Below are 16,412 nucleotides of genomic sequence, written 5' to 3'. Positions count from 1 at the left end.
GGGGGCGGACATGTTTGATCTCAGGAATATCACGCCGAGCGCCTGGATCGGCCTCATCGTCACCGGGCTCTTCCTGTTCTCGGCGATCTTCGCGCCGTGGATCGCGCCTTACGGCAAGGCGCAGATCGTCGGCGGCGTGTGGGAGCCGATGTCGTCGCAATACTGGCTCGGCACCGACAATCTCGGCCGCGACCTGCTTTCGCGTATGATCTACGGTGCACGCACGACCGTGTTCATCGCCGCCATGGCGACCGCGCTGTCGTTTTCGCTGGGCGCCATCCTCGGCTTCGCCGCGGCGGTGACGGGCGGCTGGTTCGACACGATCATGTCGCGTCTGGTGGACCTGCTGATGGCGATCCCCACGCTGATTTTCGGTCTCGTCGTGCTTTCGGTGCTGCCGTCGACCGTTCTGACGCTGATCCTTGTCATGGGCATACTGGATTCAACACGCGTCTACCGCCTGTCGCGCGCCGTCGCCGTCGACATCAACGTGATGGACTACGTCGAGGCAGCGAAGCTGCGCGGCGAGGGCATGGGCTGGATCATCTTCCGGGAGATCCTGCCGAATGCGCTGTCGCCGCTGGTCTCCGAACTCGGCTTGCGCTTCATCTACGCGGTGTTGTTCCTGTCGGCGCTGTCCTTCCTCGGTCTCGGCGTTCAGCCGCCGGAAGCCGACTGGGGCGGCATGGTGAAGGAAAACAAGGAGGGCATCGTGTTCGGCATTCCCGCCGCGCTGATCCCGGCGGCCGCGATCGCCGCGCTCGCCATCTCCGTCAACCTCGTCGCCGACTGGGTGCTCAACCGCACGACGAGCCTCAAGGGAGGCCGTGGATAATGGCCAAGGCAGCGGTGAAGAAACAGCACGACGGCAAGCTTCTCGATATTCGCGATCTGAAGATCGAGGCAACCGTCTATCCGCCGGGCGAGGATCCCAAGGACGTGACCATCGTGCACGGCGTCTCGTTGACGCTGGAGCGTGGCAAGGTGCTGGGGCTGATCGGCGAGTCCGGTGCTGGCAAGTCGACCATCGGGCTGTCATCCATGGCCTATGGCCGCGGCGGCGTGCGGATCACGGGTGGCGAGGTCGTGCTCAATGGGCGCGACATCCTCAAGGCCGGCAAAGGCGGCATCCGCAAGATACGCGGGCGCGAGGTCTGCTATGTGGCGCAGTCCGCCGCAGCCGCGTTCAATCCGGCGCACAAGCTGATGGACCAGGTAGTCGAGGCGACCGTGGAACATGGGACGGCGACGCGGGCGGAGGCCGAGAAGCGCGCCCGCGCACTGTTCCGCAAGCTCAGCTTGCCCGATCCGGACAATATCGGAAATCGCTATCCGCACCAGGTTTCCGGCGGCCAGCTCCAGCGCGTGATGACCGCCATGGCGCTGTGTTCGGAACCCGATCTCATCGTCTTCGACGAGCCGACGACCGCGCTCGACGTGACGACGCAGATCGACGTTCTGGCAGCGATCAAGGACGCGATCCGCGATACCGGCGTGGCGGCGCTTTATATCACGCACGATCTTGCGGTGGTTGCGCAGGTCGCCGACCAGATCATGGTGCTGCGCCACGGCAAGCTGGTCGAATGGGGCGACACGCGCCAGATCATCAAGGAGCCGCGGCAGGAATACACCAACAAGCTGGTGTCGGTGCACGAGATCGAGCATCAGGAGAAGACGCCGGGCGCCAGCCCGGTACTTTCGGTGCAGAACGTGACGGCGAGCTATGGCGGCGGGATGGACGTTCTCAAGAACGTTTCGGTCGACATCCACCCCGGCCAGACGCTGGCGGTGGTCGGCGAGTCCGGCTCCGGCAAATCGACGCTGGCGCGTGCCATCACCGGACTGCTGCCGCCGAGGAACGGGTCGATCACGTTCAACGGGCGCACGCTTTCCAACGCGCTGCGCGAGCGCACCCGCGACGACCTGCGCGAACTCCAGATGATCTACCAGATGGCGGACGTGGCGATGAACCCGCGCCAGACCGTGGCGACGATTATCGGCAGGCCACTGGAATTCTACTTCAACATGCGGGGCAGGGAGCGAGACGCGGCGGTGGCCGAACTGCTCGACAAGATCGAGATGGGCAAGGGGTTCGCCGACCGCTATCCAGCCGAACTGTCGGGCGGGCAGAAGCAGCGCGTCTGCATTGCCCGCGCGCTCGCCGCCAAGCCGAAGCTGATTATCTGTGACGAGGTGACCAGCGCACTCGACCCGCTGGTGGCGCACGGCATCCTGCGGCTGCTGCTCGACCTGCAGGCCGAGGAGGACGTCGCCTACCTGTTCATCACCCACGATCTGGCGACGGTAAAGTCGATCGCCGATTCCATCGCGGTGATGTATCGCGGTGAGGTCGTGCGCTACGGCTCGAAGAGCGAGGTGCTGGCGCCGCCCTTCGACGATTATACCGACCTCCTGCTCTCCTCGGTACCCGAGATGGAAATCGGCTGGCTGGAGAAGGCGATCGGCGGCCGGCGTATGGCGAGCGCGGGCAACTAGCCTGCGCGCATGCGACTCGGTGCCTTGCCGAAGGCGGTCGAGAAAGCGCGGCTGAATGCGGCCGCGCTCGAGAAGCCGGTACGCGCGGCAATGTCGGTCATGGGCTCGGATGTATCGAGCACGAGGCGCCGGGCGGCGTTGAGACGCAGCCGCAGATAGTATGCGCCGGGCGTCTCGCCGATGGCGGCCGCAAAGACCTTCTCCAGCGTTCGCGCTGTGACGCCCGCGCGCCTCGCTATGGCTGCCACGGTCAATGGACGCTCGACATGGGCCTCCATCAGCCGGATCGCCTGCGCGAGCCGCGGATCGTAGCCGTCTAGCCGGCCCAGAGAAACCAGCGGCTGCGCATCGGTCGCGGCGCGGGCCTGGTCGTAGATGAAGACGCTTGCCACATCGAGCGCCACCGCCATGCCGAGGCGCGTGCGGATGAGATGCAGCATCAGGTCGAAAACGGGCGAGGCTCCGCCGGCGGTGAAGACGGGACCGTCGATCACATAGCGGTCCGGCCGCACATCGCATTCGGGAAAAGCGACCGCGAAATCCTCCAGGTCTTCCCAATGCGTGGTGGCGGCGCGACCCTGCAGCAGGCCGGCGCGACCGAGCAACCATGTGCCGGCTTCCACGCCGCCGATTGCACGCGCGGCGCCAGCAGCGCGACGCAGGGCAGCCACGAGCGTGGAACTGGCCTGAAAGCGGGCGCCGAAACCCCCGATGACCACGACGACGTCGGCATTGGTAGCCGGGTCAAAGCGCCCTTCAACGGCGACTGGCAAGCCGGCGGTGGTAACCGGCGCTCCGCCATCAGCCGAGACGATCGACCAGTCGAAAAGCTTCGTGCCTGCAATGCGGTTGGCTGCCCGCAACGGGTCGATTGCGGAGGCGAGGCACATGATCGACGAGCCCGTAAAGATCAGGAACGTCAGTTTCAGCGGACGTGTGTCCGGTTGAAAGATCGTCTGCATTTCGTTTTTCATCAATCTTACTTCGTAAATCGTGAAGCGGCTCAGTGCAAGTCGGGCATTCTGACGCGAAACGAAAAGGGAGGCTCAAATGCCGCTGGCGATGAACCGCGACGTCTTCATTACCTGCGCCGTGACCGGCTCGGGCGGCACGCAGGATCGTAGCCCACACGTGCCGCGATCGCCGAAGCAGATTGCCGATGCTGCAATCGATGCCGCGAAGGCCGGTGCCGCAATCGTGCACTGCCACGTCCGCGATCCCGAGACCGGCGCGCCGCGGCGCGACATCGCGCTCTACCGCGAGGTGACGGAGCGCATCCGGGACGCCGAGGTCGATGTTGTTCTCAACCTCACCGCCGGCATGGGTGGCGACATGGTTTTCGGCTCGACAGAGCAGCCGCTGCCGCTAAAGCCGGGCGGTACGGACATGGCCGGCGCTTCGGAACGTGTAGAGCATGTGCGCCAGTGCCTGCCTGAAATCTGCACGCTTGATTGCGGCACGATGAACTTCGCCGAGGCTGACTACGTGATGACGAACACGCCCGGTATGCTGCGCGCCATGGGCGGCATGATGACGGAGATGGGCGTCAAGCCAGAGATCGAGGCGTTCGACACGGGCCACCTCTGGTTCGCGAAGCAACTCGTCGAGGAAGGCGTGCTCGAGCCCGATGCGCTGGTGCAGCTTTGCATGGGTGTGCCTTGGGGCGCGCCGGACGACCTCAACACCTTCATGGCGATGGTGAACAACGTTCCGAAGGAATGGACCTTCTCGGCATTTGCGCTTGGCCGTCATCAGATGGCCTATGTAGCCGCCGCCGTGCTGGCCGGCGGCAATGTGCGCGTGGGGCTGGAGGACAATCTCTGGCTGGACAAGGGCGTGCTTGCGACCAATGCGCAGCTTGTCGAACGTGCCGTGACCGTGGTCGAGAATATGGGCGCGCGCGTGATTGGACCGCAGGAAGTGCGGGAGAAGCTGAACCTCACCAAGCGGGCGCCGGTTGCCGCCTGATGGTTCGTTGGATGCTCGGAGCGATGAAATGACCATCAACAAGGCAGCATGTATCGGCGGTGGTGTGATCGGCGCGGGCTGGGTGGCCCGGCTGGTGCTCAACGGCATCGACGTCGCGATCTACGACCCCGATCCGGAAGCCGACCGCAAAGTGGGCGAGGTGCTGAAAGGCGCGCGCCGGGCCTACAGGAAGATGCTGCCCGACGGGCTTCCGAAGGAAGGCAGGATCACCTACGCCAAGACGATCGCGGAGGCGGTCGCCGATGCCGATCTGGTGCAGGAAAGCGTGCCGGAGCGGCTGGAGCTGAAACACAGGGTGCTGGCCGAAATCGACGCGCATGCGCCGTCATCGGCGATTGTCGGGTCGTCCACCTCGGGCATCAAGCCGACCGATATGGCGGTTGCGATGAAGCAGCACCCCGAGCGGCTGGTCGTCGCGCATCCGTTCAATCCGGTCTATCTGCTGCCGCTGGTCGAGATCGTCGGTGGCGAGCAGACCTGGCCGGAGGCCGTCGAACTCGCGCGCGAACACTATGCCGGGATCGGCATGAAGCCGGTGGTCATCCGCAAGGAGATCGAGGCCTTTGTTGGCGACCGGCTGCTGGAGGCGATGTGGCGCGAGGCGCTCTGGCTCATCAAGGACGGCATCTGCACCGTCGAGGAGCTGGACGACATCATGCGCTATTCGTTCGGGCTCCGCTGGGCGCAGATGGGCATGTTCCAGGTCTATCGCATCGCCGGTGGCGAGGCCGGCATGCGCCACTTCATGGCACAGTTCGGACCGTGCCTCTCCTGGCCCTGGACGAAGCTGATGGATGTGCCGGAATTCAACGACGAGCTGGTCGACCTGATTGCCACGCAGTCGGACGATCAGTCCGACCGCTGGTCGATCCGCGAGCTCGAAAAGATTCGTGACGACAATCTGGTCGCGATCATGGAAGCGCTCGGCAAGCAGAACAAGGGCAAGGGCTGGGGCGCCGGCGAACTGCATAACGACTATACGAAGAAGCTGTCGAAGCTGGCGCGCAAGCCGAAGGCTTCGAAGGCGGCCGAGAAGGCCAAGGCCACGAAGCCCAAAAAGGCCGACAAGGCGAAGAAGAAGTGAAGCCATGAATTTCGATCTCACCGAGGAACAACGCGCGATCGTCGAGACGACGCGCGCCTTCGTGGAAAACGAGCTCTACCCGCATGAAGCGGAGGTGGAACGCACCGGCGTGCTGCGACGAGAGCTGATCGACGAGATCAAGGAAAAGGCTATTCGCGCCGGGCTTTACGCCGCCAATATGCCTGAGGAGGTCGGCGGTGCCGGGCTCGATACGCTGACATGGCTGCTCTACGAGAAGGAGCTGGGGCGCGCCAACTACGCGCTGCACTGGACCTGCGTGGCGCGGCCATCGAACATCCTGCTCGCCGGCACGCCCGAACAGCGGGAAAAGTATCTCCATCCATGCATGCGCGGCGAGACCTGGGACTGTCTCGCCATGACGGAGCCCGGCGCGGGCTCGGACCTGCGGGGCATGAAGGCGACGGCCCGGCAGGATGGCGACGACTGGGTGCTCAACGGCACCAAGCATTTCATCTCCCATGCCGACATCGCCGGCTTTGCCATCGTGTTCATGGCGACCGGCGAGGAAGACACGCCTCGCGGCAAGCGCAAGAAGATCACGGCGTTCTTCGTGGACAAGGGCACGCCCGGCTTCACCGTGCGGGACGGCTACCGCAACGTCTCGCATCGCGGCTATACCAATGCGGTGCTTGAGTTCGACGATTGCCGGCTGCCCGCGACCCAGGTCCTCGGCGAGGTTCACAAGGGTTTCGAGGTCGCGAACTCCTGGCTCGGCGCAACGCGATTGCAGGTGGCGGCAACCTGTCTCGGCCGCGCGGAGCGGGCCCTTGGCCACGCCATCGATTATGCAGCGCAGCGCCAGCAATTCGGGCAGCAGATCGGCAAGTTCCAGGGCGTCTCCTTCAAGCTCGCCGACATGGCGATGGAGCTGAAGGCGGCGAACCTACTGACGTTCGAGGCAGGCTGGAAATACGATGCAGGTACCGTGACGGATCAGGACATGGCCATGGCCAAGCTCAAGGCCACGGAGATGCTGGCATTCGTCGCCGACGAGGCGATCCAGATCCATGGCGGCATGGGTCTGATGGACGAGCTGCCACTGGAGCGCATCTGGCGCGATGCGCGTGTTGAACGTATCTGGGAGGGAACGAGCGAAATCCAGCGGCACATCATTTCGCGGGCGCTGCTGCGCGAAGTGGGGGGATAAAGGCGGAATGGCCCGAGGCGGCATCAGGGAAAGCGACCTTTATCTGCCGGTCAAGCGCCTGCTCGAAGGGCAGGGCTATACGGTCAAGGGTGAGGTGGGCGCCGCCGATGTCGTCGCCGTACGCGATGGTGAGGAACCGGTCGTCGTCGAGCTCAAGGCGGGATTCTCTCTTTCGCTGTTCCATCAGGCGATTGAGCGGCAGGCGATCACCGATGCGGTCTATGTCGCCGTGCCGCGCGGTTCCGGGCGCCCGTTTCTGAAGGCGCTCGCGGATAACCGGAAACTGTGCCGGCGGCTGGGGCTGGGCCTCATAACCGTGCGTCTGCAAGACGAATTCGTCGAGGTCCATTGCGATCCCGAGCCTTACAGGCCGCGCCAGTCGAAACCACGCAAGGCGCGCCTGCTGCGGGAGTTCGCGCGGCTGGTGGGCGACCCCAACACCGGCGGAATGACACGTCGCAATCTCGTGACCGCCTACCGGCAGGAGGCGCTGGTCTGCCTCGCAGTGCTCAATCGGTTGGGACCGATGAAGGCGGCGGAAGTCGCGCAGGTGACGGGCATCGTCCATGCGCGACGGCTGATGGCGGATAATCACTACGGATGGTTCGAACGCGTCCGCACGGGCATCTACGCACTGAGCCCGAACGGAACCACCGCGCTGGACGCCTATGCGGTGGAGATCGAGCGCCTTTCCTTGAAATTGCCGGAAGCCGGACAATCGGAGGCGAAAGGGGCGGCATGACAGGGACTGGAAGACGAGACCTGTCGCGTCTTCTGCGGCCGCGTTCGATCGCGGTGGTCGGCGGCGGCTTCTTCGGCACCAATGTCGTGCGCGAGTGCCGGAAGATGGGCTTTGCCGGCGCGATATGGCCGGTCCATCCTTCCAAGGACGAGATTGGCGGCATCGCAGCCTATCGATCGATTGCCGATCTGCCGGACGCCCCCGATTCGGCCTTTATTGGCGTCAATCGCTTTCTGACGGTGGAGGTGGTGGGGGAACTCGCCAGCCGCGGCGCTGGCGGTGCGGTCTGCTTCGCGTCGGGCTTCAAGGAATCGGCGGACGACGCCGATGGCGCGCGGCTACATGTCGAGCTTCTGGATGCAGCGGGCGACATGCCGGTGATCGGGCCCAATTGCTACGGGCTCATCAACTACGTCGATGGCGCGCCATTGTGGCCGGACCAGCATGGCGGGTACCGGCTCGAAGAAGGCGAGCGTGGCGTTGCGATCATCACCCAGTCTTCCAACATCGCCATCAACATGACCATGCAGCGGCGCGGGCTGCCCATCGCCTATCTGATGACGGCGGGAAACCAGGCGCAGACCGGCCTGTCCGAAATTGCGCTTGGCCTGATCGAAGACGACAGGGTGTCGGCGCTCGGCCTTCACATCGAAGGCTTCGATTCAGTTGCCGGTTTCGAGGAGCTCGCGGCCCGAGCGCGCGAACTCAGCAAGCCCATCGTGGCGATGAAGGTGGGCCGGTCGGAACAGGCAAGGGCGGCGACGGTGTCGCACACGGCGTCTCTTGCGGGGTCGGATGCCGCGTCCGAGGCCTTTCTGAAACGGCTCGGGGTCGCGCGGGTCGACACGATCCCGTCCTTTCTGGAAACACTGAAACTGCTGCATGCGGCAGGACCGCTTGCCGGTCCCCGCCTCTCGTCCATGAGCTGCTCGGGCGGCGAAGCCTCGGTCATGGCAGATGCCGCACATGGCCGTGCCATCTCGTTTCCGCCGTTGTCGGCTGCGCATAAAGATGCAGTCGGCGCCACGCTGGGGCCGCTGGTGGCAATCGCCAATCCGCTCGACTATCACACCTTCATCTGGAACGACGAACCGGCGATGTCGGCGGCATTCACGGCTTTTGTGGCCGGTGGTTTCGATCTCAATATGCTGGTTCTCGACTTCCCGCGCGGCGACAGGTGTTCGGATGCCGACTGGTGGCCGACGGTCAACGCATTCGAGGCGGCGCTGAAGGCCAACGGCGCAACGGGCGCCATCGTTGCCTCGTTGCCGGAAAACCTGCCGGAAGACTACTGCGCAGGGCTGCTCGCGCGCGGCATCGTTCCGCTTTCGGGGATTGCCGAAGCGCTGGATGCGGCGGAGGCTGCCGCGTTCATCGGGCAGGCATGGCGGCGGCCTGCGCCTTTGCCTGTTGGGGCAGGGCCGTCGCACCCGTACATACCCCCACCCCTTACCCCTCCCCACAAGGGGGAGGGGGTCGTCAGCGCCTCAGAATCCCCCTCCCCCTTGTGGGGAGGGGTAAGGGGTGGGGGTATCGAACTGCAGCAACCGGTGTTGTCTTTGCTGGCGAAGCCCGACAGGTCACAGCCCGACGAAGCCGGGGCCAAGGCGGTGCTCGCCGGGCGTGGGCTACCGGTGCCGGCCGGGAGGGTCGCTACCACGATTGATGAAGCCGCCGCAGCCGCCGAAGAAATAGGCTATCCGGTTGCGGTGAAGGCTCTGGGGCTTGCGCACAAGAGTGAACATCGCGCGGTGCGGCTCAACCTGAACGACTCTGGCTCTGTGCAGACGGTTGCAGCCGATCTGCTCCGTCATTCAGGCCAAGTCTATGTCGAGCGTATGATTGCCGGCGGTGTCGGCGAGCTGATCGTCGGAGTAACGCGTGACCCGCTTTTCGGTCCGGTGATGACCGTGGGTACTGGCGGAGTGTGGGTGGAGTTGCTGAAGGATTCGGTGACGCTGCTGCTGCCGGCCTCGCGCTCGGAGATCGAGCAGACGGTGCGCGGCCTGAAACTTTTCCCGTTGCTCGACGGCTATCGCGGGCGGCCGAAGGCGGATTTGGGCGCGGCCGTGGATGCGATCGTCGGGATCGCTGCATTCGTGATCGACAATGCTGCGAATATCGAGGAACTGGAAATCAACCCGCTGATCGTATGCGTCGAGGGTGAAGGCGCGTGGATCGCCGACGCGTTGCTGGTGACAAGGGAGTAGATCAATGAGCGATGTGTTGAAGACCCGCCGGGACGGCGCGATCCTTGAGGTTACGCTGGATCGGCCCAAGGCGAACGCGATTGACCTCGCAACCAGCCGGTTGATGGGCGAGACCTTCAAGGCTTTTCGCGATGATCCCGCGCTGCGCGTCGCGATCGTCAAGACCGCTGGCGACAAGTTCTTCTCAGCGGGGTGGGACCTCAAAGCCGCGGCTTCGGGCGATGCGGTGGACGGCGACTACGGCGTGGGTGGCTTCGGCGGCCTGCAGGAACTGCGCGACCTCAACAAGCCGGTGATCGCCTGCGTGCACGGCATGGCTGTCGGCGGCGGCTTCGAACTGGCCTTGGCGTGCGATCTGATCTACGCGTCGGAAACGTCGTCCTTTGCCCTTCCCGAAATCCGCGCCGGCACGCTTGCGGATGCGGCCACCGTGAAGCTGCCAAAGCGCATTCCCTATCACGTGGCCATGGACCTGCTGCTGACGGGGCGGTGGATGGATGTGCTGGAAGCGCACCGGTGGGGACTGGTCAACGAGGTGCACCCTGCTGACCAGCTTGAGGAACGCGTTTGGGATGTGGCGCGGCTGCTTGCTTCCGGTCCGCCGCTGGTGTTTGCCTCCATCAAGGAGGTGGCGAGGGCCGCCGAGGCGCTGACGTTCCAGGATGCCATGAACCGCATCACCAAGCGCCAGTTCCGCACGGTCGACGAACTCTACGATTCGGAGGACGGCATGGAAGGTTTCCGCGCCTTCGCGGAAAAGCGCGAACCCGTCTGGAAGGGAAGGTAAGTGGCTGCCTACGACAAGCTGATAGATGCGGAAACGCGCGCGTTCATCGAACGAACGAACAGCTTCTATCCGCCGGATACGATCGACTACGGCATTGCAGAACAGCGCGCTATCTACGACCGGATGTGCAGGGCGTTCTTCACCGGCTATCCCGACGGCGTCAGCGCCGAGACCACGGGCATCGAGGCTGAAGGGCACACGATTCCGGTACGGATCTACAATCGGAGCGAGCCGGACGATGCGGCGGTCGTGCTCTACTTCCACGGCGGCGGCTTCATCCTCGGCGGACTGGAGAGCCATGACGACGTTTGCGCCGAGTTGTGCGAACGAACAGGCTATTCCGTGGTGTCGGTCGATTATCGTCTATCGCCGGAATATGTGCATCCGGCAGCATTCGAGGATGCAATGGCGGCGTTCGGGTGGGTGTCGGCAAGGTTCGACCGGCCCGTAGTGCTGGCTGGTGATTCCGCCGGCGGCAATCTTGCAGCCGCCGTGGCCCATGCAAGCAGGCCAGGCCCGAGCCGGCCTGTCGGTCAGGTGCTGATCTATCCGGGGCTGGGCGGCGACCCGACGCGGGGGTCCTATGTCGGCCACGCCGACGCGCCGATGCTGAGCGCGCGTGACGTCGCCTTCTATTCCAGGAAAAGGGCGGCGGGACGGGACGCCTCGACCGATCCCAGTTTCGCGCCTTTGGCCGACAGCGATTTTTCCGATCTGCCGCCGACGGTGTCCATCACCGCGCAATGCGATCCGCTGTCTTCCGACGGCGAGAGCTATCGCGACCGCATCCTTGCGGCGGGTGGAAAGGCGGCCTGGCTGGAGGAGGCCGGTCTCGTTCACGGCTACCTGCGGGCGCGCCATAGTGTTACGCGTGCGAAGGAGAGCTTTAGCCGCATCGTCGAGGCGGTTCGGGCGCTCGGCAAAGGCGAGTGGCCTTATTGAGTTTCAGACGAGATTTCGCGGAATGGTTTCGTCGAAATCACGTTCGAAAACCAGCTTGTCGCCCTCATAAGCCTCGATGCGTGCTGTCAGCCGGAAGGTCTCGGCTGTCGACGTCATGGTGGTGAAGGTTTCGGTTCGGACCGACCAGCCGTCGCGCGCATAGGTCTGTGTCCAGTGGGTTTCGCCATGTGCCGAAAGTGGATCGTCCGGTTGAATGGTCCAACGTTCGCGAGCGACCTCGCCGTGCATCAAGCCGTGGTCGCGGTCGCGGGTTTCGCCGAAATCGTCGTGGATCACGAGGCTGACGGCGCTGGTGTCCGAATCGCGCTCGGTGGTTCGGCTGTTTGAAGATTTTCGCAGTGTCTCGATACGCCAGGGCGTCGCACCTTCCGGTTCCTCGAACGCCCACTCCGGCTCGCTGCCCGGCTCACGGATCGGAAGCGCGAGCGTTGCATCGTGCAGCGTCAACGTGACGGGTTCCAGCGATGGCCAGACGAGCGGCCAGTAGGACGACGACACGGCCACGCGGAGCGTGTGCCCGGCCGGAACGCGGTAGGCGATGTCGTCGAGTTTCAGGGCGATAGTCATATCCTCGCCGGGCACGACGGGCTCGGGAAACTCGTGCCCATTGCGGTGGGTGAGGTTGAGCACGCCATAGGTGATGCGCGTCGAGGCTCCGTCGGGATGCACGTCGCAAAGCCTGACCGCGACCATCGCCGATGGTCGGTCTGCGGAAAGCCTCAGCGTGACGACGGGTGTTCCGACGATCTCCGTATCTTCGGTGATCTTTGCGTCCAGGCAGAAGGATTTCGCATCGTCGTCGCGCTGATCGCCCGGCAATTCCGGGCCAAGCCAGATGGCGCAATATTCGCCGCCTGAAAGGCCGGTGTCCTGCGGCGACGAGATCGCGGCCGGTAGCTGGGCCTCTGGGTGCAGTTCGACACCGGCACGGAACGACCGTTTGTCCAATGACGCGGACGGCCAGGTCTGTTCCGCAATCCAGCGGCCGGGCCTTTCCTCGTACCAATCGCGCGGCGGCACGGAGTCCATCATGTAAAGCCGCATGGCAGGATCGGTATCCACACCGGTGTCGATGTCTTTCAGCCAGCGATCCCACCAGCGCAGCGCTTCCTGCAGGAAGCCGATCGCCGGGGCCGGAACCGCGAAATGGGGATATTTGTGGATCCAAGGGCCGACAATGCCTTTCGCGGGCGCATTGCGAATGCCGGAAACCAGTCGCGAGACGGCATTCTTGTAGGCGTCACCCCAGCCGCCGACCGCCAGTGTGGCAGCCCGGATTGCCGAAAAATCCTCGCAGACCGATCCGCGCTTCCAGTAGGCGTCGCGGGTCTGATGCCCGAGCCAGATCGCAGGCAGCAGCGGCTCGTTCTCCAGCCGGTCGAGCCACATCGCGCGCCAGCGGTCGCCGACAAGCGCAGGGTCCGGCGGTCGTGATGAATAGGAGAGCATGGTCGCGCCCCAGCCCATGTTCTCGTTGAGGAGCAGGCCGCCCTTGTAGTGGATGTCGTCGGCGTAGCGGTCGTCGGTCGAGCACAGTGTGATTATCGCCTTCAGGGCGGGCGGCTGTTTTGCCGCCACCTGAAGTGCGTTGAAGCCGCCCCAAGAGATGCCCATCATGCCGACATTGCCGTTGCACCAGGGCTGGCTTGCTGCCCATGCAATCACGTCGCAGGCATCCTGCAGCTCCTGCTCGGTGTACTCGTCCGCCATCAGTCCGTCGGAATCGCCGTTGCCGCGTATGTCGACGCGGATACAGGCGTAGCCGTGGCCGGCGAAATAGGGATGGGTCAGGCTGTCGCGCGCAGCGGTGCCGTCACGCTTGCGATAGGGCAGGTGCTCGAGGATGACCGGCACGGGATCGGCCTCGGCATCCTCCGGCATCCAGACGCGCGCCGACAGGCGGCAGCCGTCCGGCATGACGATGCAGAGATGGGGGTGCTCGACGACTTTACGTGGAAAGGTGGTGACGGTCTTCATGCAGGCATGACGCACGGAAACGAGCAGAAGTTCAATGCTTCAGCACGCCAGGACAAAGTCGTCCACGTCATTCCGCGAGCCGGATTTCCCACGGCTCGTCGAAAAAGTGTTCCTCGAGATTGGTGCCGTCGCCGCCTCGATCGACTACCAGGAAATCCTGGCTGTCGCCGATGGGTGTCAGCACCCCATGCCACAGGTTGCGAGGGTAGTTGACCCCCTGACCCGGACGGGTGACGAACGCATGCGGTTCGGCCGGTCCTTCGGGACCGTCATGACAGACGACGACCAGAAACGGGGCAGGCGACAGTGGCATGAAGGCCTGGCTGCCGAAGGGGTGGCGCTCTACCATCGTCAGTTTCAGCGGAAACTCGTAGGGCTGGCCGCGAAAGATCGAGAGCTGGACGCTGGCGTTGGGGCCTTCTGCCTGGGCTCGGGCAAGCGCGTGATAGCGTTCGCACTTGCCGTTGTTGATGGCGAAATGATTGTCCCAGTCGGTGTCGAGCACGTCGCCGAATTCGGCGAAGGCGTCGCGCGTGAGGGGGCGGGCGGTGACGATGCGGCTCATCGGAATGCCAGTTTCGCGTGTCGGTTGACGTCCTTGTAGAGCAGGTAGCGGAACTTGCCCGGCCCGCCAGCATAACATGCCTGCGGGCAGAAGGCGCGCAGCCACATATAGTCGCCCGCCTCGACCTCGACCCAGTCCTGATTGAGCTTGTAGACGGCCTTGCCCTCCAGCACGTACAGGCCATGCTCCATCACATGCGTTTCCTCGAACGGGATGAGCCCGCCGGGTTCGAAGGTGACGATGGTGACGTGCATGTCGTGACGCAGGTCCGACGGGTCGACGAAACGGGTCGTCGCCCAGGTTCCGTTGGTGTCCGGCATCGGCACGGGCGCGATGTCGCTCTCGTTGAGAAACAGCGGATCGGGCACGTCGAGACCGTCGATGAAGTCGTAGGCCTTCCTGATCCAGTGGAAGCGGGCGGTCTCGCTGCCCTTATTCGTCAGGGTCCAGCCGCTGGCGGGCGGCAGATAAGCATAGCCACCGGGCGTGAGGACGTGTGTCTGACCGTCCAGCATCACCGTGATTTCTCCCTCAGCCACAAACAGGACGCCTTCTGCGTCTGCTTCCGGTTCGGGGCGATCGCTGCCGCCGCCCGGTGCGACCTCCATGATGTATTGCGAGAACGTCTCGGCGAAGCCAGACAGCGGGCGGGACAATATCCAGACACGCGTCTCGTCCCAGAAGGGCAGACAGCTTGTGACGATGTCGCTCATCACGTCTTTTGGGATGACGGCATAGGCATCGGTGAAGACCGCGCGGCCGGTGTGCAGTTGCGTTTGCGGGGGCAAGCCCCCATGCGGCGCGTAATAGGTGCGGCCTGTCATCTGGCGTTGTCCTCAGGCGGGCAGGAGATCGGTGAGCCGCAGGCGAGCGATGCGCTCGACCTGACGGCACGCTGTCGCGAATTCTGTCTCGCGGTCGTTTTCGATGCGGGTGCGGAAGGCGTCGAGGATCGTCGCCTTGGTGTTGTCCTTGACGGCGATGATGAAGGGAAAGCCGAATTTCTGCGTATAGGCCGTGTTGAGCTGCGTGAAAGTCTCGCGCTCCGCATCGGTCAGCGCATCGAGCCCGGCAGAGGCCTGCTCGGCTGAGGATTCCGCCGTCAGGCGTCGGGCCTGGGCGAGCTTTCCGGCAAGGTCCGGGTGAGCGGTCAGCACGGCCAGCCGCTCGTTCTCGCTTGCGGAGCGGAACACGCGCGCCAGCGCGTTATGCAGGCCGCCGGCCGAATCGTGCGCCGGCCCGAGCTCCAGCTCGTAGGCTCGTTCGGCGATCCAGGGCGAGTGCTCGAAGATGCCGCCGAAGCGCTGCACGAACTCGTCTCGGCCCATGCGGCTGGGCCGAAATGCCTGCGGCGCATATGGATGATGCGCGCGCCAGTGCGCGGCGATCTCGCCGCGTGTCGGCAGCCAGACCTTGTCGTGGTTTTTGACGTAGTCGATGAAGCGCTTGAGGGCTGCTGCGCGGCCTGGCCGTCCCACGAGCCGGCAATGCAGGCCGATACTCATCATGCCGCCGCCCCCGCTGCCGCCTTCCTCATAGAGCGTATCGAAGGCGTCTTTCAAATAGGCGTAGAACTGGTCGCCCGAGTTGAACCCTTGTGCGGTGGCGAAACGCATATCGTTGGCGTCGAGCGTGTAGGGAATGACGAGCTGCGGCTGGATGGCGTTGCCGTGTCCATCATGGTCGAGCCAGTAGGGCAGGTCGTCGTCATAGGTGTCGGAGATCCAGTCGAAGCCGCCTTCGGCAGCGGCCAGACGCACCGAATTGACCGACGTGCGGCCGAGATACAGGCCTCGTGGGCGCTCGCCGACCACCTCTGTGTGCAGGCGGATCGCCTCTTCGAGATCGGCGCGCTCGGCGGCCTCGTCATGGTCGCGGTAGTCGATCCAGCGCAGTCCGTGGCTGGCGATTTCCCAGCCGGCTTCCTGCATGGCGGCGACCTGGTCGGGCGAGCGCGCCAGCGCTGTCGCCACGCCATAGACGGTGACCGGCACCTCTGCCTGCGTGAACATGCGATGGAGCCGCCAGAAGCCGGCGCGCGCGCCGTATTCGTAGATCGATTCCATGTTCCAGTGGCGCTTGCCCGGCCATGGCGCCGCGCCGACCACCTCGGACAGGAACGCCTCGGATGCGGCGTCGCCATGGAGGATGCAGTTTTCGCCGCCTTCCTCGTAGTTGACGACGAACTGCACCGCGACACCTGCGCCTCCCGGCCATCTGGGATCGGGCGCGTTGCGCCCGTAGCCGCGCATGTCTCTGGGATAACGCATTCGGTCCCTGCCTTCCGTTTCCACCGAGGATAGTTGAAAAAAGGGAGGCCAATCCCCTTCGAAATTTTGAAAGAGTTTTTTGTAGCGCTCCGGCTCGGACTATCCCCTATGATGCAATAGGCTGTCGAGGGTTGGGCGAAAACGATGGCCGGTCAACGGCA

The 16,412-nt window shown here is 64.3% G+C and carries 14 protein-coding genes; 9 read left to right on the top strand and 5 right to left on the bottom strand.

Features of this window, described 5'->3' with window-relative positions:
* The first annotated feature begins 10 nt into the window (after window positions 1-10).
* Window positions 11-835 (top strand): ABC transporter permease, encoded by an 825-nt coding sequence (locus ACVJNE_RS03920; RefSeq protein WP_499563117.1) that lies wholly within the window; start codon window positions 11-13, stop codon window positions 833-835.
* The gene (locus tag ACVJNE_RS03915) at window positions 835-2,496 is read left to right on the top strand and encodes an ABC transporter ATP-binding protein (protein ID WP_499563115.1); all 1,662 of its coding nucleotides are present in this window, start codon (window positions 835-837) and stop codon (window positions 2,494-2,496) included. The genes ACVJNE_RS03920 and ACVJNE_RS03915 overlap by 1 nt, the downstream gene beginning before the upstream one ends.
* On the opposite strand, the gene ACVJNE_RS03910 is transcribed toward ACVJNE_RS03915, so the two are convergent.
* Entirely contained in the window at window positions 2,493-3,458 is a 966-nt protein-coding gene (locus tag ACVJNE_RS03910) for a GlxA family transcriptional regulator (RefSeq protein ID WP_499563113.1), read from the bottom strand. The two genes, ACVJNE_RS03915 and ACVJNE_RS03910, sit on opposite strands and share 4 nt — an antisense overlap.
* 88 nt (window positions 3,459-3,546) lie before the next feature.
* Here ACVJNE_RS03910 and bcoG point away from each other — a divergent pair, with 88 nt between their 5' ends.
* Genes bcoG through ACVJNE_RS03875 form a run of 7 tightly spaced genes read left to right on the top strand, consistent with a single transcriptional unit; the run spans window position 3,547 to window position 11,418 of the window.
* Window positions 3,547-4,464, top strand: a complete 918-nt coding sequence (gene bcoG / locus ACVJNE_RS03905) for a 3-dehydrocarnitine:acetyl-CoA trimethylamine transferase BcoG (protein WP_499563111.1) — start codon at window positions 3,547-3,549, stop codon at window positions 4,462-4,464.
* 28 nt (window positions 4,465-4,492) lie between these two features.
* Window positions 4,493-5,569, top strand: coding sequence for a 3-hydroxyacyl-CoA dehydrogenase NAD-binding domain-containing protein (locus ACVJNE_RS03900; protein WP_499563109.1), 1,077 nt, complete (start codon window positions 4,493-4,495; stop codon window positions 5,567-5,569).
* Between the two features lie 4 nt (window positions 5,570-5,573).
* On the top strand, window positions 5,574-6,737 hold the full coding sequence (locus tag ACVJNE_RS03895; protein ID WP_499563107.1) for an acyl-CoA dehydrogenase family protein: 1,164 nt from the start codon (window positions 5,574-5,576) through the stop codon (window positions 6,735-6,737).
* A gap of 7 nt (window positions 6,738-6,744) precedes the next feature.
* Window positions 6,745-7,479: a DUF2161 domain-containing phosphodiesterase gene (locus tag ACVJNE_RS03890; RefSeq protein ID WP_499563105.1), complete on the top strand. Its 735-nt coding sequence runs from the start codon at window positions 6,745-6,747 to the stop codon at window positions 7,477-7,479.
* Window positions 7,476-9,689, top strand: a complete 2,214-nt coding sequence (locus tag ACVJNE_RS03885; protein ID WP_499563103.1) for an acetate--CoA ligase family protein — start codon at window positions 7,476-7,478, stop codon at window positions 9,687-9,689. Before ACVJNE_RS03890 ends, ACVJNE_RS03885 begins: the two co-directional genes overlap by 4 nt.
* 4 nt (window positions 9,690-9,693) lie before the next feature.
* Entirely contained in the window at window positions 9,694-10,476 is a 783-nt protein-coding gene (locus ACVJNE_RS03880; RefSeq protein WP_499563101.1) for a carnitinyl-CoA dehydratase, read from the top strand.
* A complete protein-coding gene (locus ACVJNE_RS03875) occupies window positions 10,477-11,418 on the top strand; it encodes an alpha/beta hydrolase (RefSeq protein WP_499563099.1) in 942 nt (313 codons plus the stop codon).
* 3 nt (window positions 11,419-11,421) lie between these two features.
* On the opposite strand, the gene ACVJNE_RS03870 is transcribed toward ACVJNE_RS03875, so the two are convergent.
* The 4 genes from ACVJNE_RS03870 to puuE form a co-directional block, all read right to left on the bottom strand.
* A complete protein-coding gene (locus ACVJNE_RS03870; protein WP_499563097.1) occupies window positions 11,422-13,416 on the bottom strand; it encodes a CocE/NonD family hydrolase in 1,995 nt (664 codons plus the stop codon).
* A gap of 67 nt (window positions 13,417-13,483) precedes the next feature.
* Window positions 13,484-13,981 carry an ureidoglycolate lyase gene (locus ACVJNE_RS03865; RefSeq protein WP_499563096.1) on the bottom strand — a complete coding sequence of 166 codons (498 nt, stop codon included), beginning with the start codon at window positions 13,979-13,981 and terminating at the stop codon, window positions 13,484-13,486.
* The gene (locus tag ACVJNE_RS03860) at window positions 13,978-14,805 is read right to left on the bottom strand and encodes a bifunctional allantoicase/(S)-ureidoglycine aminohydrolase (RefSeq protein ID WP_499563094.1); all 828 of its coding nucleotides are present in this window, start codon (window positions 14,803-14,805) and stop codon (window positions 13,978-13,980) included. The genes ACVJNE_RS03865 and ACVJNE_RS03860 overlap by 4 nt, the downstream gene beginning before the upstream one ends.
* Before the next feature lie 12 nt (window positions 14,806-14,817).
* Entirely contained in the window at window positions 14,818-16,251 is a 1,434-nt protein-coding gene (puuE, locus tag ACVJNE_RS03855) for an allantoinase PuuE (protein ID WP_499563092.1), read from the bottom strand.
* Window positions 16,252-16,412 lie beyond the last annotated feature (161 nt).

It is taken from the genome of Mesorhizobium sp. DxT, assembly GCF_058448885.1.
The sequence above is the reverse complement of the archived record's forward strand: the minus strand, read 5'-3'. Positions and strand labels throughout refer to the sequence as shown.

Excerpts from the sequence above, each read along its gene's own strand:
- puuE (WP_499563092.1), bottom strand. The coding sequence starts at position 16,251 with ATGCGTTATCCCAGAGACATGCGCGGCTACGGGCGCAACGCGCCCGAT.
- ACVJNE_RS03885 (WP_499563103.1), top strand. The coding sequence starts at position 7,476 with ATGACAGGGACTGGAAGACGAGACCTGTCGCGTCTTCTGCGGCCGCGT.
- ACVJNE_RS03865 (WP_499563096.1), bottom strand. The coding sequence starts at position 13,981 with ATGAGCCGCATCGTCACCGCCCGCCCCCTCACGCGCGACGCCTTCGCC.
- ACVJNE_RS03880 (WP_499563101.1), top strand. The coding sequence starts at position 9,694 with ATGAGCGATGTGTTGAAGACCCGCCGGGACGGCGCGATCCTTGAGGTT.
- ACVJNE_RS03910 (WP_499563113.1), bottom strand. The coding sequence starts at position 3,458 with ATGCAGACGATCTTTCAACCGGACACACGTCCGCTGAAACTGACGTTC.
- ACVJNE_RS03920 (WP_499563117.1), top strand. The coding sequence starts at position 11 with ATGTTTGATCTCAGGAATATCACGCCGAGCGCCTGGATCGGCCTCATC.
- ACVJNE_RS03870 (WP_499563097.1), bottom strand. The coding sequence starts at position 13,416 with ATGAAGACCGTCACCACCTTTCCACGTAAAGTCGTCGAGCACCCCCAT.
- ACVJNE_RS03915 (WP_499563115.1), top strand. The coding sequence starts at position 835 with ATGGCCAAGGCAGCGGTGAAGAAACAGCACGACGGCAAGCTTCTCGAT.
- ACVJNE_RS03890 (WP_499563105.1), top strand. The coding sequence starts at position 6,745 with ATGGCCCGAGGCGGCATCAGGGAAAGCGACCTTTATCTGCCGGTCAAG.
- bcoG (WP_499563111.1), top strand. The coding sequence starts at position 3,547 with ATGCCGCTGGCGATGAACCGCGACGTCTTCATTACCTGCGCCGTGACC.
- ACVJNE_RS03860 (WP_499563094.1), bottom strand. The coding sequence starts at position 14,805 with ATGACAGGCCGCACCTATTACGCGCCGCATGGGGGCTTGCCCCCGCAA.
- ACVJNE_RS03900 (WP_499563109.1), top strand. The coding sequence starts at position 4,493 with ATGACCATCAACAAGGCAGCATGTATCGGCGGTGGTGTGATCGGCGCG.
- ACVJNE_RS03895 (WP_499563107.1), top strand. The coding sequence starts at position 5,574 with ATGAATTTCGATCTCACCGAGGAACAACGCGCGATCGTCGAGACGACG.